Raw genomic sequence first — 24,379 nt, 5'->3', positions numbered from 1 at the left:
ACCGCCCCCTGGTTGTCTAAAAAAGTTGCGCGCCTTCACCGATTGCACGGCGTTCGGCCTGCTCAATTGCTGGTGGTCGAAAGATGGCTGTGTCGGGCCAGCCAGGTGTGCAGCAAGGCGAAGTTCAGCGAGAACTCCGGCATGTGCAGCAAGGCGCCACAGAACACTTCACCGATGATTTTCTGGATCAATTGCACCGCCTGCGGGTTGTTCAACAGGCTGGCGATGTCACGCTGCAGGGCGTGCAGGCTCCACACCTTCTGGGTCAGGTCGAGGCCGACGAACCAGCGAAACAGCAGGTTGTAGTTGAGCTGCTCGTGCAGTTGCTGTTCGCTGGGCACCGAATACAGCAGTTGCAGCAACAGGATGTGCACCACGGTGTGCGGCGCGATCAGCATGCCCGGCTCGGGTTGGAGCCAGTCGCGGTACTGTGCGAGCACGTCGTCGATCTGCGGGCGCAACAACACCAGCGAGTGGCCCGCCGGGATGTAGCTGGAGACTTCCTTCAAGGCACCTTGCCAATCGTCCTGGGAGACGATCCACACCCACGGCGCGCCGTAGCGGTATACCGAAACCGGCTTCTTGCGCGCGGCTTCGACGATCTTCGACAGGCGCTGATCGAGCTCCTGCATGCCGACTTTCGAATAACGTTCCATAGTTCCCATTGCCCCACTCCTGGCGTCCTGCTGACGGCTTTGGAGGCGACTTTTGATCGCCTGCAGCGCGTTACATAGGCAAGACGGGAGTGGGTGGGGCCTACCGAACTTTTGTCATGAAAGCTTCATTTGGGATTGGGTGGGGGGCAATTTTTGCTGGGGGAAAAGGATGTAAGGGCCAGAGCAACAGCAGAGCCATACTCCCACAAAAAAGGGGCAATCACCGATTGCCCCAAACCTTACAACGAGAGGTCCCGCAAAAACCCTTACAAACTAATCTGCCTACGCTCCTCGTCAGTCAACCGCGCCCGCGCCTGTTCACTCAAGGGCCCGGCTCCCAACACCTGCACCGGGCTGCCGGGGTTATACCCCGACGTCTTCTGCTGGGCCGCAGGCTGCGGCTCACGCTCCACTGGCTCAGCGCCAAAACCCAACACCTCCACCGTCACGATCGACGCCCTGCCCTGCTTCGCCGCCGCCTGCTGACTGCGCGCCGCGTCTTCCGCCGCCTGGGACGCCGCCGCCCCTGCGGCACTCGCCGAGGTCATCGCCCCGGTGTTGACCGCCGCCGTCACCGGCACCCCGGACGACTTGCCCTGGGTCTGGATATTGGCCGCGTTGACCACACGCAACGCCGCAATGTTGACGTTGCCCGACACCCGAATCCCCGCCTCGCCCGCATCAATGGTGCCCGCCGGCGCCAACAGGTCGATATCACCGGCCGGCACTTCGGCAATCGGCGCCAACGTCGCAATACCTGCCCCCGCACTCGGCACGTTGGGCGACAAGGTCACATTGCCCCAGTTGTCATACACGCGTTTCGGCGGGGTATAGAGCACGGTGGTTTTCGATCCCCGACCGGCGTTGATATCACCGGCATCGGACCACGCCAGAATCGAGCCGCCAAAGGTGGTCATGATGCGGCTCTGGCCCAACAGGATGCTGCCCTGGGCATACAATTGAATATCCCCGGCACCCTGGGTCAGCACCCCGGCAGTCGCCGGCGGCGCAGTCCCTTCAATACCGAACACCTGCTGCCCGCCAGGGCTGAGCATCTGGATGTCGCCGCCAAACCGGGTATGCACCCCGGCGCCTCCATACAAGGTGATATCGCCGTCATACACAATTGGGTTGCCCGCCACGTCCTTGCTCGGCAACAGCCCTTCGATCGCCGCGCGGCTGCGTAAAAAGCTGCCGGAACGCGGGCCTGCGCTCAGGTTGAATTCACGACCGCCCGCGCGCACTTCAGCGAAGTACACCGAGCGCGCAAAAATGCGTTGCTGCTCAGGCCCCAGGCCAGCGAAGTACGCCCGCGCCTGTTCGGCATCACCACTGAAGGCATAACGTTCCTTAAGCCACTGCAACAGCTCGGCCTCGTAGGCTTTCACCACCTTGCCCGTCTGCCCGGCCAGGGGCACACCGTTGAGCGCTTGGTTGGCGCGGTCCAGGTAAGGCGTGACGAACTTCAGGTAATCCAGGCCGTCAGGCCCTACCCCGGCTTCCAGCACGATAGACGCACCCGGCCGGGAATCCCCCACCGCCACCGGGCCCAGGCTGGTGATGGAGGCTTTGTCTTCCATCAACAGATTACGCCCGGCACTGACTTCCAGGGTACCAGGGCCGGCGACGTTGAAGCTGCTGTAGATAATGTCGCGTCCGGCAGACACCACCGAGACATCCTCTGGACGGTTGTGTACGAACAGGTTGCCGCGGCTTTCGCCTGTGTAGTCGCCGTTGTAGCCCGCAAGCTTGGGAAACACTGTGGACTCGCCCAGGTAGGTGCCCGAACCCACAATGTCGCGCCCCGCCCGCATCCACACCGGGCCTGCCGCTTCATAACGGACTTGCCCCTGACGGGTGCTGGTGAACGAGATTATCTCACCGCTGCGCAAGCCGACAATATCGCCTTGCCCGGCATAAAACCTGGCCGGCTGTGCCTGAGACCCTGGGCGCGCAAGATCGGTTGGGCGGCGCAGAGCAAACAAGGAAAAGTCATCCTGTATCGCGTCACCGCCCAGGTTGTCGACGACGCTGCTGAACCCATTCCTGCCGACAAAGGCTGGCGCGAACGGTGTCGGTATCGAACCCAGGCTTTCACCCGACTGGTTGACCGCGTAGCCACTGGCGTAGATCGAATCCCCGGCCAACATGGCCAGGCGCCCTGTGTCCGAGGGCGCCAGCAATAACGAATAAGCTGGATTGTTGGGTTGCGGGCCAACACCCAAGGCGGACGCGCCGAGATAGACACTGCCGTTGGCGGCTACCACACCCAACCTGGAGGGGAAAATGAAACGCCCATCCGACCTGGAGTAGTTCTGCCCTTGCAGGGGCTCAGTGTCGCCGCCTTTACCCAGCGACACGCTTTGCACGCTAGGCGTCAGACTGCCGCCTGCGGAAAACAAGTCAATAGCCGTACGCTCGGTCCATAGCGAAAACCAGGTGGTTGCATTGCCATAGTCGTTACCGTTGTAACTGAACGCCTGGGTATTTTCGGTAGCCACCCGTCCCGGGTCGCCCGTCCCCGCCAGCACCAGGTCACCGCGGGTCGATACGCTGGCCGTAGCGTCCCCCAGCATCAACGTAATCCCGCCGGTGGCCGTGCCCAGGCTTGCGGTATACGGCGAGTAGGCCCGGGTGTCCTTGGCGTCTTGGTACCCGCGCATTCCGCCGTAGTTCAAGGCAATGCCCCCCAGGCTGCCGGCCTGCAGGTTCAAGGCGCCGCGCAGGTTGGTGAATACGCCATTGAGGCTGAGCGTTTCGACCTTGTAGTCGCCTGACAGTAAGCTGGCGGTATCTGGCCGGGTCGCACGGGCGTCCAGCCCTGGGTTTAAATCCCCGCCCATCCGTACATCCAGGTCACCGCCACCGGTAAGCATTAATTGGCCGTCAACCATCCGCCCGGTGCTACCCACCGCCAACACCAACGCCTGGCTGCGGGGTGCCCGCCTGCCGTCGGCTGAACCACGGCGCGCCAGCATGCCGCTATCGCTGCCCAGGTCGAGGGTTAAATTACCGCCACCCAAGGTGCCCACGCCGGTGAACCCCACCAGGCGCGGTAGCAGGTTTATCTGCGCGACGTCTTCAAAATACTGATTGGCGCCACTCTCGCCCTGTACATAAGTGCCAAAGTTGACCCACCAACTGGTGGGAATGGGCGACACACCCGCGGTGTTGCCCGTACCTTGGCGCCACAGCCAGTTACCCAGGTTGGCACTGTTGAGTTGAGTGCGACCGTCGTTAGGCATTGCATTGTTTGTCAGCGGTGTCCAGACATCGCCGGTCAGGCTGCCCCCCGTGCGTAACAACAGATTGCCGCCGCCGTCGGGATACCAGGCGGCGTAAGGGCTGCTTTTATCGACCAAGGCTTCATACGGCTTGGCCGCTGTGCCCAGTACCGTTCCATCCGCAGAGGTGGCGCGGGCCCGGTCGAAGCCGGCGGCTGCACTGCCGGCACGAGAAGCGCTGGAAGCACCTGCGGTATAGATACCATAGGGTGATTGCATCGCCACATTGCCCGCCGCGATCAAGTCCAGATCACCCGTACCGGTACGCAGGACGCTGAAGTGCTGGCTCACGGGCGAAACCAGTTTCACCTCACCAATAGTCACCGTCTCGGGTGTCGCCGGAATCGGCTCACCGAGGGAAACGCACATGTCCGGGTCGCAGGTGCCTTCGTCCTGCGGTGAAACCGGTTGGCCGGGAACGAAACCGAAAAGCTCCGCGATATCACTCCACACATACTTGACGCGCACACACATCTGCGGCTCATCGCAAGCCCCCGAATCAGCCTCCGACACCGGAGTACCTGCCTCGCCACCAAACAGCTCGGCGCCCAACTCACTCCAGTACCAGGCACCACCTGGCCGCGCAGGTTGCCCAGGCACGATAGTTTTCGTGTGGGTTTCGTAAATGCCGTAGTGGGTGTCGGCCAGGGTCAGGTCGCCGGCATACGCTGGCTGGATCGCACGGGTATCAGCCGCCTGGGTATCGGCACCGGAGACCAGGCGCAACGACCACGACTGCGAGCCTTCAGCCAGCATCGGCGCCACGGCCCAGTTCTGGCGTGCAGTGGCGCCGGTCACGGTGCGCAACGGCACCGAAACCGCAGCATTGGGCAACTTCACGTCTGTACCGTACGGAATCAGCGCCCCGACCTTGAGGGCCAGGTTTCCGGCCAGCAACACACCGTCCGTTGCACTGCCCGTCACGCCCCCACGGCTGGGCAGTGGCACGCCCGCCGGCCAGGTCATGGCGCGCAGCGAAGCCGCGCCGGCCAAGACCGTGCCCGCTTCCAGTTGTGTACCGGCCGCCAGTACCACAGGTTGCTGCAGCAAGGTGCCGGCGGCGTACAACAGGTTGCCGCCACTGTCGCGCACCGCCGCGCTCAACACCGTGTTGGCCGGCAGCGTCAGTGGTGCATCGAGTGTGCCCTGGGTCGGCAGCACAGTGCCTTGGGCCAATGTCGTCGCCTGGATCGGCAACGGGTAGTTGAGGGTCTTGCCCGTGGGGAATGCGCTGCCATTGGCGAGTACCACGCCAGGGCCGGGCACAATCACATCGGCACCGAACCCTTGCAAGCCAGGCGTCAGCACCCAGCCGTTATCGTCCGGCGTCTTCGGAGGCGGCGCAAAGCCATCGTTGATACTGCCGTAGACATCCAGGTTGCCACCGGCACGCACCACCAGGCTGCCCACCTCGCCTGAGCCGTACACCGAAGTCTTCGGCGTGTTGGGGTTGACGCTGGCGTAACGGTAGCCGGAAAGATCCAGGTCACCGCTCACCACCAGGTCGCCCTGGGTGACAATCTCCACACCCGGGCGCAAGTGGAACGCCTCGGCATAGCGGCTGTTGTTCAAGCCCGCGAGTTTGCCCTGCATCAGCCCGGCGTTATTCAGGGCGTTGTTGATGAAGGCCTCGGCGAGCGCGTGCTTTTGCGTGAGGTAGTTCTGGTCAATCACCTGATACGGTCGGCCACTGGCCGACGGTTCGGTGCCCACCGGCGCATCGCTGTAACGCGCTACCGCGTTGACCGCAATGGAGCGGGCGCCCTGGATGTTGACCTGCCCGCCTGCGTCGATGGCCACGTCATTGGCATTGAGCCGTGGCGCGTTCAATTCCAACGTGCCCCGGGCCACGCCGTCGTACTGTCCCGCACCACTGCCCAGGACCGCAGCGGTGCCGTGGCGCAGGTCGATACGCGCGCCATCGGCCAAGGTCAATTGACCGTCGCCGCTGTTGAGTTCCACCATCGCCCGGTTCGGCGCATCGATGATCTTGCCGTAGCTGTCGACCCTCAATACGCTGCCGTGCGCATCGAGCAGCGCGCTGCCGGCAAGGGTCAAGCCCTGCTTGCCGGCCAGGCGAATACTGCCGACCCGCTCGCCACTGGCATCGATCGTGCCCAGCACCGTCAGGCTGCCGTTATCCACCGAAACGTTGATTTGATTGGCCTTGAGTTCATCGCCAATCACCAGGTCGCCCTGCTTGAGCTGGAAGCTGCGCGAGCCAACGACCTGGCCCTGGTTCAAGCGCTGGTTCAAGGCGGCAAAGTCCCCTAGCTGCTGCGCGCGAATATCCACACCACCGGCTTTGTACGGCACCAGGGTGCCACCGGCATCGTAATAGCCGCTGCTGCCGGCGCGAACCTGCCCTTGCAAGTCGACTTGCCCGGCACCAGCGTCCACCGCCACAGCCTTGAGCAAGCCACCCTGGTTGAACTGCGCAGACAAGTCGATCAGCGCGCCTGTCGCCTGGCGAATGTTGCCGTGCCGGCTTTCCAGGCTGACATCACCGCCCCAGCTGTACTTACTCACATCGCTGATCTGCACTTTGCGACCACTGAGGTCCAGTCGCGAAGCCGCGCCCAGGGTCAGTTCTTCATCGGCGCTGAGGGTGAGCTTGCCGCTCGGCAGCACCACCGAGCTATCCACCGCCACGCTGCGCCCGGACAGCAGCAGCTCCGCGCCCAAAGCGTCGATGGCCGCCGCATTCACTGGCGCCGTGCCGCTGACCGGCGCCGTTACAGTCAACGCGCCCCCGACGCTTATGCGATTGACCGAGCCGGCTTCGCCGGTCAACAACGGCGTGCTGATGTTCAGGTTGCCGCCGCTGTAGGCAAAGCCTTTGCCAGCCTCGTAAGCACCTTGCGACTGATATACCGTCAGGCTGCCTTTGTGGTTGGCAGTGACACGCTCGCTGGCGTTGAGGTTAACCGTGGCAAAGCCCAGCGTCATGCGGCCATTGTTGGCCAGGCTGTCGGGCTGGGCATCGCGGCCATAACCGAACGCAATGCGCCGGGCCTGCAACGCCAGAGTGCCGCTGCCGGTGCCCGCACCGTTGCTGATCACGGCTGGCGGCGTGCGGGTGGCACCACCCCAAACCAAGGTGCCGGTCTGGATCAGCGCCACATCACTGGCGCTGCCGTACCCATAGATCGCAGGCGTGGTCAGCAGCAACTCATCGAGCAGCGACTTACCCGAACTGTCGAGGGTGCTAAGCATGGTGCTGCCATAAAAATTCAACGATTGCCCGGCGGTCAGCGCCAGGCTTTGCAGGGCCGGCGCACCTTTGGAAGCATCGCCGCGCAGCAAGCGGTCCAGCACCTGCTGGTTGAGGGTCAGGCCCGCCGGCAACACACCGCGCGCAGCGGCGTCAGCCAGCGCCTCGGCACCGCCAACGTTGATCCCACCCACCGCCAGGGCCAGATGGCGGGTGCCATAGCGCACGCTGTCACTCAAGGCAAACCGGTTGGTGGTGGCAAAGGCAATCGAACCTTCGGAATAAACTGATGCGTCGCCGTCGCAGGCACCCGGGCTGCATTGGCCGATGAGGATGCTGCCCGGCCCACTGGAACCGTCACCGTTTACCGGCGCCAGCATCTGCAAGCGCCCATTGGAGACAGCCAACACACTGCGTGTGCCTGGCTGATAGATAAAGCCATTATCCGAGTCATAGGCGGCCTTACCGCGCCCCAGGGTATTGATCGACGCCCCTTGCTCGATTTCAATCGCGCCCGAGGACCGGCCCGACACCAGGAACACCTCCGGTGCCGCCAGGGTCGCGCCCTGGCGTACAACCACCGAACTCGCAGTGATGGCTGCCAGGTCGGACCTGACGAAGTTGCCACTTTGGCCATACACCACTGTCAGTTCACCGCCCACCACCAAACGGGCAGCCCCCAAGGCATTCAAATCGCTGGCGCGCACCGACACCATCGACTCAGCGGGACTGGCTTGGGCAGTATCGCCAAGCACTTCAATGCCGCCGCCGGACAGCAATGCGACAGTGGCACCAAATCCGCCTTCCGAGGGTTTAAAGCGACCCTCACCGTCAAAGCCGAAGCCCAGACCTTTTTGGCCGTCCACCAGTCGCAACTTCAAGGTTTTGGCGTCGGCTTCAAGCGCCGCGCGTGGCACCCCCAGGCGTGCGGCATCAGCGCGAACAAAGTCCGCGTAGGGCGTCTCGTTGTACTGGGAATAACGGCGCAATACGGCAGCCGGGGTGACGATCACCTGGCTCGGCAAACGGTCACGGATACCAGTGCCAGCAATCGAAAGGAAGCCTTCAGTCGACCAGGAGCCGTTATTCATGCCGGCGGCGCTGCGCAGGGAGCCGCTGGCAAACGGTGCTGCGAGGCCGTTGATCTCCACTCGAAAGGCCCCCGGCAACAAGGCGTAAGTGGACGGCAGCAAGGTGTAGATACCTGCCGGCAGGCCGGGTACGCCGGTGCCGATGTGGATTTGTTGGCCTGCCAATGGCGCAATCGCCCCCGCTTCACCACCACTGGGCGCCACCCCGGGCTGAGTGCCGGGAACGATCGCATAGACCGGGTTAGTCGCCAGCCCCGGCAAGGTAAAGCGCCCGTCCGCGCCCATTTGCACCAAGGGGTTGTAGCGCGCATCGGTGGAACCGCCGCGCCCGGAAACAAAGGCCGCACCGAGCAGCTCACCGCCACCGGAAAGGTCAAGAATCGCGTCCTGCTGCACCTTCAGCGAACGGCCCGTCAGCGCCACCCCGACCGCCATATTACCTGTGCTACGGGTGCCGCCGACCCCCAGCAACTCCACCTGCTTGCCGTCGTACCGCCAGGTCACACCGTCGACTGTTCCGCCATAGGGCAACACCAAGCCGCCGGCGCTGACGGAGGTCAGGCTGCCCGGCAACAGATTGATCACTTTGGTTGAGCGGGTGATGCCGCCGTCCACGCCCAAGCTGAGGCTGCCCATGGGCGCGCGCAGCACGCCGCCTTGCTCGATGGTCGAAGCGTTCAGCGATAGGCTGCCAAACACTGAATAAGGCAGCGCCGGGGCCGTATTGCCGACCCGACCGATGCGCAACCTACGCGCGGGGTCAAAGTCACCGCCGGTGTTGCCAGCCGTCACCTCGGCAACGGCCCCGGTAGTCGGGTAAATCTGCGCGGCGATCAGGTTCAGGTCGGCTTGGGTGGTCAGGGCGGTTTTGGTGTTGTCAGCGCTGCGGGCCAGCAAGCGCATGTCCCCCTGGCTGACCAAGTTGGCCTGGTCGAAGGCGCGCCGGTCAATCCCATTGGCCAAGGCTTTGGAGCGTTCGGCATGGGCGCCGAAGTTGACGCTGTCACGCAGGTCCAGAACGTTTGCGGCTTCAACCCTCAAGCTGCCAGCCGCGCCTTGTGAGGAAACCCCACCTTGCACGGTCGGGCGCACTGCACTGTCGGTGCCGCTGTTGTTGTTACCCACTCCGGCCAGACGCACATAGGGTGCAGCCAGCAGCACCTGGGACTGCCTCGCGGCGCTATCGGTCAAAGCCATGGCCCCTGAATACAGGCTCAGGCTCTGCCCCAGACGCAAGGCCACATCACCGTCAAAACTGATCAGGCCGTTGCTCAGCAGCGACAGGTTGTCGAAACCGCCGGCGCTGACCTGGTTGGCCGTCAGCCGTCCGTGCCCATAGGTCAAGCCGCCCGCCACAGCTTCAGGCGTACTGCCGATTGGTAAAGCCGCGCCTGAATCGCCGACACGGACGATCAATTCACGCGCCTGGCGCACACGGGCAGCTGCGGTATCGAGGTACAACGGCGTTTCCAGGGCCACGTTCAGGCTGCCACCCGCCGCACCGGTGCCGCCGCTGTTGGCTCTGAACGTGCCGTCCAGATAAAGGCCATTGTTGGAAGCCAGGGAGATGGTGCCGCCACGGCTGGCAACCAGCGTGGGGCCAGCACCAGACAGGTCCAGTAGCGCCTGGCTACCGGAAGCATCCAGGCGTGCACCTTCGCGCACCACCACAAACAGGTTGGCCGCGCTGGCGACGCCGGTGGCCGGGTCAATCACCCCGCCAATCACGAGAGTGCCGCCCTGGCCCACCACGCCGTAGCGCCGACCCAGGCTGTCGACGGCAGTGGCTGCGCGTGCGGCCACATCCAGCACGGCGTGCTCACCCACCCAGATCGAACGGTCGTGACCTTTGGCCTCAACACCATCTGCCACCGTGGGCTGCACGCTGACGCCACCCAGGGTGATGTTGCCGCCCCAGGCATTCAAGGTGCCGTCCACGGTCAACTGGCCAATGCTGCGCACGCCGATGGACTGGCCCGGATCCACGTTGATCACCGCGCCCTGGCCAATGCGCGCCTGCACCACTGCCATTTGCGCGGCAGTGGACAATGGTGTGCCAGCTTGCAGGTTCAGGCTCGCGCCTTTGCGTGGCGTCAACTGGCCTTTGGTGGGGGTTTCGCGGTATTGCGGCGGGGTCCAGATTTGCAGTGCGCTGCGCGGGTCGGCGCCGCTCACCAGGTTTTGCGCGGTGTCGTTGAGGCGGTACACCGGTGCAGTCACGTCGACCTGAGTACCGTCGGCTACTAACAAACCTTCGTTGCCGGTGATGTCGTAAGCGCCAAAGCCTTTGTTGAAGAACCCGCTGTCGAGTTGCAGCGTGCCCGCTTGAGGCGCTCCGGGCTGATCACTGATCAGCACTTTGCCGGCCTGCACACTCAAGCGCCCGCCGCCACTGACGCCATAGCCGAGCAACTCGCCGTTAAGGGCCAGGTTGCCGCGACTGTCTGCGCTGTTGGCGTTGGCCGCGAGCGTGACGTCGCCGCCCTTGCCACCGATCAACTGGTTCCTCGCATCCAGGGCCGCGCCGGAAGACACGTCCACCCGGCTGCCCGCCGCCAGGCGCATATCACCGCTGCTGCGCAAGGCCACGCTGCCGCCGTTGAGGTAGGGCAACCGGCTGCTATCGCCCACACTGAGCAACTGGTTGCTCCACAGGCCGCTGGTATCCAGCGACACGCCACCATTGACGATCAAGCTGCCGCGACCGCCAAGGGTCACGTCGTTCTTGCCGGTGGGCGTAATCTGCGCCAGCACGTTGCCCAGCTGCAGGCTGCCGGAATGCGCGGTGAGGTTGGCATTCACCTCGATCCTGGGACCGAACAAGGTGATGTCACCGGCGGGCTCCACTTCCAGCGCGCCATTGACCAGAATCGAGCCGGTGCTGGCGATCTGGATCGCCCCCAGTTTCGCCGTGCTCAATGCGTCACTGTCCAGATACAGCGTGGACAGCCGCTCGGTCGGCAGTGCACTGCTCAAGTCCAAACCGGCCGCGACGGCAGCTGCCCTTGGCCCGAGCACCACATTCTTCACCGTGTTGGCATCTGCACCCAAGGCATACTGCAACTGGGCACTGTCCTTGACGTAATACGGCACATAGCTGCCCACCACCAGGGCGGCGCCACGGGCCACGGCTTTTTGCGATTGCAGGTACCCGTCCAGGCCTTTTTGCGCGGCCTGGGTCTGGCGCTCACCCTGGTAGGTGTCGCCGACAATTTGCCCTTCCAGCACGGCGCCGGTGGTACTGACGACCAGGCGCCCGGCATCCCGCCCGACGGTATAGCCGGCTTCACTGCGCTCGCGCGGTGCGATCAGCGGGTTGTAGTAATAGTCGGTCACGCCCCAGCGCTGGCTGTGGTCTTCGTAACCCTTGTAGATCCCGGTATAGAGTAAATCCCCTGGCGCACTCGACAGCTCGTACAAGCGCCCATCAGGGCCTTTGAGCCAGGTTTGCTGGATTTTGCCGGCCTGCACATCAAGGGTGCCGCCCGACAGGTTGATCTGCGAACCTTGCCGGGTCACCACGTCCTTGCCGCTGAACGTCACGGTGCCGCCCTGGGCCATCCATTCGCCAATGCCGTGGTTGCGCGTGCCCAGATAGCCGCCCACTTCCAGCAGGCCGCCCGCGGTGTACCAGCGGTCGGTGGCATAGCCATTGGTGCCGGCCGGGACAAAAATCAGGTCGCGGACATCCACCCATACATCGTTGTTGTTCAGCGCTTTGCCGTCACGGTTGACCGCCGCATCGCGCTGCTCGTTGCCCTGGATATTGACCTTGACGCTGTTGGACTCCATCGCCAACTTGACGCCGATGGCGCCGGACACGTCGATCACCGCGCCATCGCGCAGCAAGGTTCGCTGCGCCGCCTTGACGCCGACCTGGCCGCCAGTGGCCAGGGTCAGGGAGCCGCTGCGAAAATCCACCGTGCCGTCACTGGTGATTTCTACCAGGGACTGGTCACGGCGGTACACGTCAGCCGGTACTACGTTGCCGGCCTGGTCAGCCGCCGGGGTGATCAACCCGGCGCGCTGGCTGTCGAGGGCGTTGCTGCTGTCGAGCACAATAGCGCTGAGGCTGCCTTCGCCGAGGCTTACGCTGGCGTTGCTGCCGGTGCCCTTCAAATGCACGGTGCCACGTGCTTCCACCGAGGAGCTTGAAAGCACCACGCCGTTTTGCAGCACCTGCTGGCCGGTCAACGTGATGTCCCCCGTAGAAGCCTGGATCAACCCCGTGTTGCTGGCCTTGCCAGTGCCCGTGACGCTGACTTCGTTGCCGCGTGTAGTGGAAGCAACATTGCCGTCGGTGCTGTAGCCCTTCTTGATCACAAAGCTGTCGCCCGCCGCCAGCACTGTCTGGCCGCGCGCGGTGGAAATGCTGCCGGCGTTAGCCACCTCTTTACCCAGCAGCAACACATAACCGCCACCGGCAGTCGATGTGGCGGGCACCTGGGTCTGGATCTGCGCGCCGCGTTCGACGGTCACATTGCCGGCGGCCTGGGCAAAACTCGGTGCGCTGTTGCTGGCGCTGTACAGGCCCCTGGCGGTGAATTGCTCATCGCTGAACCCGGCGGCCGCCGCCACCAGATTGCGCACATTGACCTGGCTGCTGCCGCTGAATACCACACCGTTGCCGTTGACGATCATCACCGTGCCGTCGGCCTTGATCGCCCCCTGGATCTGGCTCGGCGCAGTGCTGTTGTTGATCTTGTTGAGCACCGCCCAATCGCTGTTCTGCTGGAACTGCACGGTGGTATCGCGGCCCACGTTGAAGGTTTGCCAATTGAGAATCGCCTTGTCGGCCGTCTGCTTGATCGACACCAGCGTCTTGCCGTTGGCATCGGTCTGCACCGGGCCTTCGGCGTTGACGAACAGCGGCTTGCCGTCCGCGCCGATCACCACATTCAAGCCATTGCCGCCCAGGCCGTTGTGGATGCTCTGCGGCCCTGCGCTCGCGCTGCTTCTGGCGGCGGCCTGCACAGCCTGTTGCGCGGCAATCGCGGCGACACTGGTATTGAGGTTCTGCAAGGAGCGCTGCAACTGCTCGTTGCCGCGTTGTTGCTGGGACAACGGCGGCGGCGTTCCCGGCATCACCACACCCGGACGTGCGCTGCCGGCCGTTTGCGCTGCGCCCTTGGCCGCAAACCAACCCGAACTGAACGCCTGAGGCTGCGCCGCGTGGGCGCCACCGGCAAACACCAGCAGCGCAATGACTTGGGCCAGGGGTTTGAGCAGCAACACTTGACCTGAGGTGGCAAGCACCTTGTCGGCACGGGTAGCAGGCAGCTTCAGTCGGGAACGCATCACTTACAGGTCCTTTTGACGGGGCAGGCGAACGACGGGCACGCAAACACTGCGCGGCCACGTGTCGGGGTTATTGCTTAAGGCGGTTGCCAGGGCGTGCGACCGAACTGTTGTCACACAATGTTCACGCAGTGCAGTTCAACTGGCTGGTTGGGCGAGGAAACGAAAAAACCGGCAATGACGCGAAGTCATTACCGGTTGTGGGGCAAACCCTGTCGAGACGGGGCTTACAGCGGACGGCCAATACCGTTGCAGGTGTTGGTGTCGCCCAGGCGCAAGGCGCTGGTGGTGGCGTAGAAGTTGTCGTAGACAGCTTTCTGCCAAGTGGCGGACAGCGGGATGAACGAGTGGCTGCTGACGGCCGCGTTGTTCACGCCGGTGTAGTGACGGTTCAAGAACACGCGGATACGCGCGGTGTCAGTCGTGTCTTTGTAGCACTGGCTGAAGACCAGGTTGGTGTAGCCCACGATCGGGTAGCCTGCGGTCGGGTTGGCGAAGGTCGGAACCCACTTCAACGGATCCTTGGCATCGTTGCTGCCCAAGGCAGGTGGCGCAACGGTATCGAGGGTGACTTGCACGTTGACTTCGGTCGGCAGAGCGCCGTTGATCGAAGCAACAGCCGAGGCGTCGTTGAACTGTGCGTAGTCTGGGCTGACGTAGCCGATGGCACCATTGTTGTTGGCATCGGCAACGGCGGCAGCAACGCCCTGGCTGCCAACCACGCCGATGTAATTAGTGCCGGCCGGTGGGTTGACGGCTGGGTTAAAACCGACAGCGGTTGCAAAGCTATTGCTGGCAGCAGGCAACAACGTACCGCTGACGGCCTTGAGGTGTGTGGTCAGGATTTCGGTAGTACCGCTGGTTTCGGTGCGGTACACCACTTTGATTGGCAGGTTCGGGCCGGCAACGCCGTCGAACAGCACCTCATTCCAGTTTTTGGTCACACCAGCGAAGATGTTGGCCAGTTGAACACTGGTGAGCTTGAGCGAGGTTTTGCCATTGATGTGATAAGGCACAGTCACCGAAGTGGCTGCTGCCGGGACTTGGATCAGCGCACCGAAGGCGGCTTTACCCTTTACGGTGTCGGCGTTGTAAGCCGCCAATTCGGCAGCGCTGACGATCGAGTCACTACCGGCATAGTCCACGTTGATGCCGGCGGCCAGTTTCAGCTTGGTCGAATCGTTGCCGAAGAACGCTTTCTTGCCGTCGCCACTGCCAACGCCGATGTAGGCATTAAAACCCGGGATGGAAGAAGCGAGGATGCCGGTACCGGTGGTGGTGCCGTAGAGTTTTTCCGGCAGGGTGGCACCGCCACCGACCACTGCGGCCATGGATTGGGCGGAAGCCAGTGCTGCAACTACCAAAGAGGCTGCGATCATAGTGCGCTTAAACATGAAGAATCTCCTTTCGTCGTGTTTGTACGTTTGGGTAGATGGCTCTTGCATGACGCTATGGCTTCGGTCCCAAGCCGTGTTCCGGGGGTGGCGAGGGTTGAGGCCATGGGTAGGAAATTTCGCAGTATCCGATGACAGCAAAAGGAAAAAACCTCGGGAGGAAGCGCTTGATTTTACGAAAGATTCTCGGGTGTTTTGGTCATGCTTTTGAGTGGTTTCGGGGCAAGTGACAGCGAGGTTTCAGCGGGGTTTGACTGGACGCGGTGCGGGCTGTGTCGCAGGGGCCTGGATGTGACGGAATGAGGAACCCGAGGTTGGAGTTACCGAATCGGGTTGCGGCGTTCGTGAACAGATTTTTTTGATAATCACAATTCTTTTTGACTGTGTTTTGTCAGGCACTAGGTCACCAGCTGGTTGATCTCTATGATCGGCAACAACACCGCCATCACAATCACCAGCACCACCGCGCCCATCACCACGATCATCAGCGGCTCCAGCAACGCCGTCATGCCCATTGCCCGGCGTTCGATATCGCGGGACAAGGTCTGCGCCGCACGCTCAAGCATCGGCGGCAGCGAGCCGGTTTTTTCGCCGCTGGCGATCAGGTGAATCAGCACCGGCGGGAAGACCTTTTCCACCGCCAGAGCAGGCGCCAGGTTAACGCCCTCGCGAACCTTGGCCGTGGCATCGTTGACACACTGACTGAGGCGGTCATTGGACAAGGTCTGGCGCGCCGCCTCCAGTGCCCGCAACAACGGCACCCCTGCGCCACCGAGAATCGCCAGGGTCGACGCAAACCGCGCAGTATTGAGCCCCAACACAAAGCGCCCGATCAGCGGCAAGCGCAGCACCCGGCTGTGCCAGTTCAAGCGTGCCAGCGGGTTGCGCAGGTAAAGGCGCCAGCCCCAGAACCCACCGACAATCGCAGCAAAACACAACCAGCCCCAGGCGCGGATAAAGTCACTGGCATTGAGCATCGCCAGGGTCAGCCCCGGCAGGTCCTGGCGCGCCTGGGAAAACGCGCTGACCACCTGCGGCACCACATAACTCAAGAGGAAAATCACAATGCCGATGGACACCAACCCAACCACGCCGGGGTAGATGAACGCCGTCATGATCTTGCCGCGCAGGTTGTTACGCTCCTCGATGTAATCGGCCAGGCGCTCCATCACCTGGGCCAGGTCGCCGGACTCCTCCCCCGCTGCGATCAAGGCACGGTAGATCGACGGGAAGTCCCGTGGCCGCGCCGCCAGGGCGTCCGCCAGGCGCATGCCGCCACGCACATCGCCGCGCACGGCCGCGAGGGTCTGTGCGATATGTTTTTTCTCGGCCTGCTCTACCGTGGCACTCAGCGCTGCCTCCAACGGCAGGCTGGCGCCCAGCAAGCTCGCCAACTGCCGGGTGGCCCAGGCCAGGTCGTTATCCGAGAGTTTGGGCGTGAAGATACTGGCGCCGCCGGCCACCGGTTGATTGCCCTCAATCTGCACCAATAACGCGGTCAAGCCACGGCTGCGCAAGTTGGCAAACGCCGCGCTCTGGCTGTCGGCTTCCACATACCCGGCTTCGATTTTGCCGCTGGCGTCGGCGGCCTCATAGCGATAACGATTCATCAGGCGTCCCGTGTCACGCGCAGGATTTCTTCGGGTGCGGTGGCGCCGCTGCGTACCCAGCGCTCGCCATCCTCGCGCATGCTGAACATACCGGCGCGACGTGCAGCCAGGCGCAAATCCTGCTCGCCTGCGCCTTGGTGGATAAGGCCGCGCACAGCGTCATCAACGCAGAACAATTCATGGATACCGGTACGCCCGCTGTAACCGATCTGGTTGCACTGCGCGCACCCCACCGGCCGCCAGGTGCCGGGCGCCGCCGGGTCTTGCTGCTTGCAGTGCGGGCACAGGCGTCGCACCAGGCGCTGGGCCAATACGCCCAAGAGTGACGAGGCCAGCAGGAACGGTTCGACGCCCATGTCGATCAAGCGGTTGACCGCCGACACCGCGTCGTTGGTGTGCAAGGTGGCCAGCACCAAATGCCCGGTCAACGAAGCTTGCACGGCGATTTGCGCGGTCTCCAGGTCGCGGATCTCACCGATCATGATGATGTCCGGGTCCTGGCGCAGAATCGCCCGCAGTGCCAGGCCGAAGGTCATGTCGATCTTGGCGTTGACCTGGATCTGGCTGATGCCGGGCAAGTCGTATTCCACCGGGTCTTCCACCGTCAGGATATTGCTGGTGCTCGCATCCAGCCGCGCCAGGGCGGCGTAGAGGCTGGTGGTCTTGCCGCTGCCGGTGGGCCCGGTGACCAGCACGATGCCGTGGGGCTGGCGGATCAAGGTATCCAGGCGCGCCAGCAGTTGCGGCTCCATGCCCAGGGTTTCCAGCTGCAAGCGCCCGGCCTGTTTGTCCAGCAGGCGCATCACCACCCTTTCGCCATGCCCGGTCGGCACTGTGGACACGCGAATATCAATCGGCCGACCCGCCACCCGCAGGGCAATACGACCGTCCTGGGGCAGGCGTTTTTCGGCAATGTCGAGCTGGGCCATGATCTTGATCCGCGACACCAGCGCGCCATGCAGTGCCTTGCGTGGCGACACTACGTCACGCAAGGTGCCATCGACGCGGTAGCGCACTACGGAGTGGGTTTCGTAGGGTTCGATGTGAATGTCGCTGGCTTCATCGCGCGCAGCCTGGGTGAGCAAGGCGTTGATCATGCGGATCACCGGCGCGCCGTCCTGGGTGTCGAGCAGGTCGGTGATTTCCGGCATGTCCTGCATCAGGCGGTCGAGATCGACTTCGTTTTCAGCCGCGCCGACCACGGCCGCCGCGCTGCCGGTGTCGGCGTAGGCGCTGGTGAGCAGGCCGTCGAGTTCGTCGTCGCGCACATGCTCCAGGCGTGATTGGCCGAACTGGCGCTGGACCTCGCTGATCGACCAGCCGGGGGTTGACGGGCAGACCGTCAGCAACATGCCTTCATCGCTGGGGCGCAGGAGGATGCGCTGGGATTTGGCCCAGACGTAGGGGAGCAAACTCATAACCCGCACTCTCGGCTACACACTTTCCAAATGTGGGAGCGGGCTTGCTCGCGAATGCGGTGTGTCAGCCAGCCAATTTGAAACTGACCCACAGCATTCGCGAGCAAGCCCGCTCCCACAGTTTGATCTTCATGCTTCAGGTAGATCACGGCCGCACCTGCGAAACCGGCACCGCCCGTATCACCGCCCTTGGCCCCTGCTGTTGCGCGCCGGGAATGGCCTTCTCCACCGAAGGCAACTGCGGCGCCTGCACATCCGGCAGCGCCCAACTGTGCTCCGGCTGTAACCCACCCTGGGCGCGGCGCATGAACTCATAGCGGTTCAAGGTGATACTGCGCCCCGCGCCACTGTCGCGAATAATATAGGGGCGTAAAAACACCATCAGGTTGGTCTTGGTCACGCTGCGCTTTTCATTGCGAAACAGCGCCCCTAACCCGGGGATATCCGCCAGCCACGGCACCGCATCATTGCTTTGGCTGTAGCCATCCTGCAGCAACCCACCGAGCACCATGATCTGCCCATCATCCAGCAGAATGCTGGTATCGATCGCGCGCTTCTGGGTCACCGTGCCCGCCTCCACCGAAGCGCGCGTGTCGACGCTGCTGACCTCCTGGTAAATATCCAGCTTCACCGTGCCGCCCTCGGAAATCTGCGGCCGCACGTTCAACTTGAGCCCCACTTCTTCACGCTGCACGGTCTGGAACGGGTTGTTGCTGGTGCCGCCGCCACCGGTGACATAACTGCCGGTGACAAACGGAATGGTCTGCCCGACAAAAATGCTCGCGGCTTCGTTGTCCAGGGTCAGCAGGTTCGGCGTGGACAGCACATTGGTGCCACCCTTGCTCTTGAGGGCGCGGGCCAGCACCTTGAGGTCGAGCACCTTGCCGATGCCCGGAATATCCACACTGCCGTTGACCAAGCCGATATTCAGGCCCTTGGGCAACACATCAATGCTGGTCTTGCCGGTAGTCACCAATCCACTGCCGCCCAGGTTGACACCGCCAAACCCGCCCTTGCCGCCGAGGTTGCCGGCCTGCCATTGCACGCCGAACTCACTGGCGTCGTCTTCGCTGACTTCAACGATCAGGCTTTCGATCACCACCTGGGCGCGGCGCTGGTCGAGCATGTCGATGACTTCGCGCAGGTTGCGGTACAGCGGGTCGGGCGCAGAAATCAGCAAGGTGTTGGTGGTAGCGTCCGCCTGGATCGTCACACCGCCGGCGCTGAACGCGGTGTTCTGATCGCTCGGCGTGCTGCTGTTAGCGCCGCTGCCCGAATTGTTCGACGGGCCGTAGCCGGACGGTTGCACACCACTGCCGGTGGGCGCGCCGCTGCTGTTCTGAGTAGTGCTGCCCTGGCTGTTCTGGGAGCCGCCGCCCATGGAGCTGAGCTTGCCACGCGCCTCATCGCTGACCCCGGACTCGCTCTCACCGGTCAACAGCCCGCGCAGCGACTGCGCCAGCTTGCCCGCCTGGGCGTTGCGCAGGTACACCACGTGCATATTGCTCGGGTTGCTCTGGGCGTTGTCGAGTTTGTAGATCAGGTTGCGCGCCAGCTCCGTGCGCTCAGGGCTACCGGAACGAATGATGATCGAGTTGGAACGCGGGTCGCCCACCACATTGATCTTTTGCGTCTGGTCGCCACCCTGGGTGTCCAGCAATTCAGCGACCATGGCCGCGATGTCGACGGCAATGCCGTTCTGGATCTTCACCACATCGGTGTCGATGGCGCTGGGCGTGTCGATGCCGTCGATAATCTGCGCCACCCGCGCCAGGTTTTCGGCATAGTCAGTGATGACGATGCTGTTGTTGCCGGGGTAGGCGTTGATCGGGTTGTTCGGCGACACAATGGGGCGCAGCACCGGGATCAGGTTGACCGCATTTTCATATTGCAGCCGAAAGGTCCGCGTCTGCATGCCGCTGCTGCCGGCGCTGTAGATCGGCCCGCCGAGCAGCTTGGCATCGGCCTCCGGCACCACCTGTGCGACGCCACCCACATCCACCACGCTGAAACCCTGCATGCGCAACGCCGCCAGCAGCATGTCGTAGGCCTGATGCGCCGGCACCTGGCCTTCGCTGACCAGGGTGAGGTTGCCTTTTACACGCGGGTCCACCAGAAATTGCTGGCCGGTGGCGCGCGACAAGGCACGCACCACCGCCTGGATATCGGCATCCACAAAATTCAGCTGTACCGGCTGGTCGCCCAGCGGGTTGCGCGCCTTGAGCACCGCCGGGGCGTGGCCACGGGCGCTGTTGGTCAGCGGGTGCTGCACGCGCGGGGCCGGCGCGGGTTCGCGTTGGCGATCCAGCACGGTTTCGCCGCTGCGCCGCGTGTCGGCCAATGGCTGGCCCAGCTCGCTGTCCACCAGCAAAGGCTTGGGTGACTGCGGGTTACTGCACGCGCTCAGGGCCAGCAATAGCAGCGGCGCGACCTTGCGAAAAGGCGCGGAGTTGGGGACTGACCACTTCATGAAGCTTCCTTAGCGCCAAGCGCCTGATCCATGCGAACGGTCCCGGACACAGTGCCGGCCGAGTTGTCGACAGCGTCCTGGGCGCGTTGCAAGCGCGCCTCGGACACTTCCAGAGAAAACGAACGGGGGTTGCCCAGCAGCCAGTCCACCACACGGTCAGCCGGGGCATTCTCCAAGGTCAGCTGCCAGCCGCCGGGGGCCAGCGCCTGCAATTGGTAATGGCCTTGCAGGCCGGCGCCATCGAGGGCTTGGCGCAGCGCATTGTCATCCGCCTGACGTGGCGCCGCGACGCCCTGCAACAGCACCTGCAAGGCTTCGGCCTGTGAGCGCAACTTCGGGGTTTCGACCTGCCAATAGTCGATTTTTTTAAGCGCCGGCTGAACCAGCACCAGCCAGGTCAACAGGCCCGCCAGCACCAGCCCGGCACCAGCCAACATGCGTTTTTCACGCACCGCCAGGCCAGCCCAGAACCCATGGAATTGGCTGCGCACCTGCTGCCACTTATTCATCGTCGTCCTCCTCCGGGGTGACGGCGTTGTCTGCCGGCCCCAGGGTCCAGCCTTGTTCATCACGGGTCGCGGCAAAACCGGCTTCCGCCAGCGCCGCCTGCCAATCGCCTTGCGCCGTCGGGCTATGGCTGTCCGCCAACAGGCCCAGGTGCAAACGACCCTGCTCAAAGCTCAGGCTGTCGACACTGCCGACCATAAACGGCATGTGGCTGCCCGCCAGTTGCAGCAGGCTGGTAAAGCGTTGGCCGGGATCTGTCGCCGCGCCGCTTTGCCGCGCCGCCAACTGCTGGCGCACCTGCTGCAGAGGGTTGAGGATCACCGGCAGTTCGGGAAAGGCCTGGCGCACCTGTTGGCTCATCAGCGCCTTCAGCCGCTGGCCTTCTTCGGCCTGGCGGGCGGCGTACAGGTTCAGGCCGACGGTCCAGATGAAGACCGCCAGCGCGGCACACGCCAGCGCCCTGCCCCAGCCGCCGGATGCGCGCTGATTGAGGTGCCCCTGCAAGCCCCAGGCGGGCACCGCGCCGCTCCAGCGGTGGGCGGCTTCGACCAGTTGCACATCGAGTGTTTGATCCAGCGCGTGTTGCCCCAACGGATGCACGGCGCCTTGGTGCAGGCTATCGCGCGTGAGCAAATAACCGTCGTCCAGCGCCGCCGTGGCTGCCGGCAAGGCATACGGCGCCGGGTACAGGCCGCGCAGCTTGAGCGGCACCTGCGCCAATACCTGGCCCAGTTGTGCCAGCCCGGCCTTGGGCACCCAGGCCACCTGCACACGGCCGTCGCTGTCACGCGGGCCGTGGGCTACTTGCATCTGATCGATTGGCCCAAGGATCAGCGCCTGCGCGGCACAGGCCACGGCCGCCGCGGTTTTTGCAGCCGGCAGTGGCGGCAACTCCAGGCTGGTCAGCAGGCTGTCACGCGGGTGCAGGAAGCAATCCACTGCCTGGCGGTGTTGGCCCAACTGCTTCAGGCTTTCGCGGCCTTCGGCAATGACCAGGCCACGGTCCAGCCAGGCAAAATTCACGGGGCTGTCGAGGGTCAATTGATCGAGTGGCGGCAAGCCGATACGCAAACGTTTCATACGCCCACCCGTGACCAAATCACCTGCGGCTGGCGGTCTTCAGGGCGGTGCAACAACGCCTCGATCGTCACCCGGCGTTGCTCGTGACGGGCCTGGCCCTGCAAGCGGAACCACTCACTGGTGATGCCCACCTGCACCGAATCCATCGCCACTTGGGGCATGCGCAGGCGGTTAACAAAGTCGCCACGGTTGATAAACCAGCGCCCGCTGTCGCGCTCGGCCACCAGCGCCTGGGCCTGGGACAGACTGAGCAGCGGCACCACCGCGCTAAGCACTTCGGCGCTGGCGGTATTGCCGTTAACCCAGGTATTGCCGGGCAGCACGCTGACAAACGCGTGCAGGCGCCGCAGCATTTGCGGGTCGACGCCATCAATAGCGCTGAGGTCATCGAGGCTGCGCAACATCGGGTATTTGGCCGGTAGCCGCTCATCCGGCGCGCCTTTGTGCACAATGCGCTGGTCATAGGAGGCGATCACCCGCTGGCTGATGCGACGGCTCACGGCCGGGTCGATACCGATCAACTGACACAAGCGCTCGAAGTGCTGCAATTGTTCGTCATCGGGCTGTTGGCGATTGACCAGGTTGCGCAGGTTGAACTTGCCCTGTTCATCCTCCAGCCGCCCTTCGAACACACCGCCCTGGGCGCGTGCCCATGGCTGGTCGAGGCGGGTCAGCACGTCCTTTTTACGCGCGTCCCACAGCAACAGGCGGCTGTGTTCCAGCGCGCCCAGCAACAGCCATTGGCCCTGCACGCGCTGCTGCTCGGCCTCAAGGCTACGGGTGAAAACGGTCTGGCGCGTGAGCATGGCGCCGGCAATCACCGCCACCACCGCCGCGATCAGCAGGGCGCTGATAATCGCCATGCCGCGCTGCTTCGCCACTGCGGGCGAATGCCTGTTCATGGCCGGCCTTACAACTGCCAGGAGCCGATATCGGCATTCACGCCGTCGCCATCCGGTTTGCCGTCGGCACCCAGGGAGAACACATCGACCTCCCCATTGGCGCCGGGGTTGAGGTAGTGATAAGGGTTGCCCCACGGGTCGTTGGGCAGGCGCTCCAGGTAGGCGCGCCAGTTGCTGTTCTTGGCGTCGGCCGGGCGTTCTACCAGTACTTTCAAGCCTTGGTTCATGCTCGGGTAGCTGCCGTGGTCGAGGCGATAGAGTTTCAGCGCCTGCATCAGCCCGCCGATATCCTGCTTGGCCGCCGTGGCCCGTGCCTGGTCGGGGCGATCGAGCACTTTGGGCACCACCATCGCCGCCAGAATCCCGAGGATGACCACCACCACCATGATCTCGATCAAGGTGAAGCCACGTTGGCCGCGCGGGCCTGGCAATGGGGACGTTAGGGGCGCGATTTCCATCTCGACATTCCTTGGCTTGGGTGCATTTCGTGGCGCAGTGTTGCAAGAACACATGTCAGTCGTATTGAAAATCCTCGGGAGGTTTGGTCGCTAATCGGTCAACTGCCGGCGCTAGTCTGCGGGCCTGTTTCCCGGCTTTGAGAGCGCCATGTACAGCCGCCGCAAGGAGCAAGGCTTTACCCTGATTGAAGTGCTGGTGGCGCTGGCGATCATTGCTGTGGCCATGGCGGCCGCCGTGCGCGTGGCCGGGTTGATGACCCAGAGCAACGGCCTGCTGCGCGACAAATCCATCGCGTTGCTGGCCGGGCAAAGTCGCTTGGCGGAGCTGCGGCTGGACGGACAGCTACGCAGCGGCAAAAAGACTTTCGACTGTGACCAGGGCCGGCTCAAACTGCGCTGTGAGCAGACCATCAACACCGACGGCCGCCTGTTTCAGGTCAGCCTGCTGGTGCTCGATGCCAGCCGCGAAGCGCCGCCGTTGGCGCGCCTGGCGACCCAGGTCATGGCCGAGTGAGTGATGGCAACGCAGGCGCGTCCGGCAACTTGTCGAGGTTGACCCGTAGCTTCTCGCCGCCGCGCTCGATCTCCACACCATCGCCTTCAATGGCGGTCAGCCGTACACCGGGGCTCAGGCGCTCGCCGAGCAGGAAGCTGCGCGGCGGCCCATCGTTAAGGCTGAGGATCGCCACCGCGCCACGGGCGCCGGCGAGCACGCCGGAAACCTTGACCTGCAACGCTGAGGGCGCAGTGGCAAACCACTGCAACGCCGGGTTGTCACTGCGCGCCGCCAGCGTCTGGGGCGCGGCCTGGGGCGTGTGGGACTCGGCGGACGTCAGCAGCAACGGCGTCCACACCGCCACCCCGGCCAAAGCCGCCAACAAGGCCAGCGCCTGCACACCGTGGGCGGGCGAAACACGAAGAGCGAATGCCATGAGCGGGACCTCCTGTCTGTGCGTGCCTTTAGCCTACAGGCCAATTCGCACGTTTTTATTTCACA

Annotated in this window: 12 protein-coding genes; 1 reads left to right on the top strand and 11 read right to left on the bottom strand. The window is 63.7% G+C overall.

Annotation, left to right across the window (positions count from 1 at the left end):
- Positions 1-62 precede the first annotated feature (62 nt).
- The 10 genes from FFI16_RS09645 to gspG form a co-directional block, all read right to left on the bottom strand.
- A complete protein-coding gene (locus tag FFI16_RS09645; RefSeq protein WP_138815396.1) occupies positions 63-656 on the bottom strand; it encodes a transposase in 594 nt (197 codons plus the stop codon).
- Positions 657-922: 266 nt separating this feature from the next.
- Positions 923-13,543, bottom strand: a complete 12,621-nt coding sequence (locus FFI16_RS09640) for a filamentous haemagglutinin family protein (RefSeq protein WP_138815081.1) — start codon at positions 13,541-13,543, stop codon at positions 923-925.
- Between the two features lie 227 nt (positions 13,544-13,770).
- Positions 13,771-14,937 (bottom strand): substrate-binding domain-containing protein, encoded by a 1,167-nt coding sequence (locus FFI16_RS09635; RefSeq protein WP_138815080.1) that lies wholly within the window; start codon positions 14,935-14,937, stop codon positions 13,771-13,773.
- Positions 14,938-15,335: 398 nt separating this feature from the next.
- On the bottom strand, positions 15,336-16,547 hold the full coding sequence (gene gspF / locus FFI16_RS09630; protein WP_138815079.1) for a type II secretion system inner membrane protein GspF: 1,212 nt from the start codon (positions 16,545-16,547) through the stop codon (positions 15,336-15,338).
- Positions 16,547-17,965: a type II secretion system ATPase GspE gene (gspE, locus tag FFI16_RS09625; protein WP_138815078.1), complete on the bottom strand. Its 1,419-nt coding sequence runs from the start codon at positions 17,963-17,965 to the stop codon at positions 16,547-16,549. The genes gspF and gspE overlap by 1 nt, the downstream gene beginning before the upstream one ends.
- A gap of 145 nt (positions 17,966-18,110) precedes the next feature.
- Positions 18,111-20,435, bottom strand: coding sequence for a type II secretion system secretin GspD (gene gspD, locus FFI16_RS09620; RefSeq protein ID WP_138815077.1), 2,325 nt, complete (start codon positions 20,433-20,435; stop codon positions 18,111-18,113).
- On the bottom strand, positions 20,432-20,944 hold the full coding sequence (gene gspM, locus FFI16_RS09615) for a type II secretion system protein GspM (protein ID WP_138815076.1): 513 nt from the start codon (positions 20,942-20,944) through the stop codon (positions 20,432-20,434). Before gspM ends, gspD begins: the two co-directional genes overlap by 4 nt.
- Positions 20,937-22,022 (bottom strand): type II secretion system protein GspL, encoded by a 1,086-nt coding sequence (gene gspL / locus FFI16_RS09610; RefSeq protein ID WP_138815075.1) that lies wholly within the window; start codon positions 22,020-22,022, stop codon positions 20,937-20,939. The genes gspM and gspL overlap by 8 nt, the downstream gene beginning before the upstream one ends.
- Complete coding sequence (gene gspK, locus FFI16_RS09605) at positions 22,019-22,924, bottom strand: type II secretion system minor pseudopilin GspK (RefSeq protein ID WP_178112657.1); 906 nt, start codon at positions 22,922-22,924, stop codon at positions 22,019-22,021. Before gspK ends, gspL begins: the two co-directional genes overlap by 4 nt.
- A gap of 8 nt (positions 22,925-22,932) precedes the next feature.
- Positions 22,933-23,382 carry a type II secretion system major pseudopilin GspG gene (gspG, locus tag FFI16_RS09600; protein ID WP_017139656.1) on the bottom strand — a complete coding sequence of 150 codons (450 nt, stop codon included), beginning with the start codon at positions 23,380-23,382 and terminating at the stop codon, positions 22,933-22,935.
- 148 nt (positions 23,383-23,530) lie between these two features.
- Here gspG and gspI point away from each other — a divergent pair, with 148 nt between their 5' ends.
- Positions 23,531-23,896, top strand: a complete 366-nt coding sequence (gene gspI / locus FFI16_RS09595) for a type II secretion system minor pseudopilin GspI (RefSeq protein WP_138815073.1) — start codon at positions 23,531-23,533, stop codon at positions 23,894-23,896.
- On the opposite strand, the gene FFI16_RS09590 is transcribed toward gspI, so the two are convergent.
- On the bottom strand, positions 23,883-24,314 hold the full coding sequence (locus tag FFI16_RS09590; RefSeq protein ID WP_138815072.1) for a type II secretion system protein N: 432 nt from the start codon (positions 24,312-24,314) through the stop codon (positions 23,883-23,885). The two genes, gspI and FFI16_RS09590, sit on opposite strands and share 14 nt — an antisense overlap.
- Between the last annotated feature and the right edge of the window lie 65 nt (positions 24,315-24,379).

It is taken from the genome of Pseudomonas sp. KBS0710, assembly GCF_005938045.2.
In the GTDB taxonomy this organism is placed as follows: Bacteria; Pseudomonadota; Gammaproteobacteria; order Pseudomonadales; family Pseudomonadaceae; genus Aquipseudomonas.
This window is presented reverse-complemented; position numbering and strand designations above follow the sequence as displayed.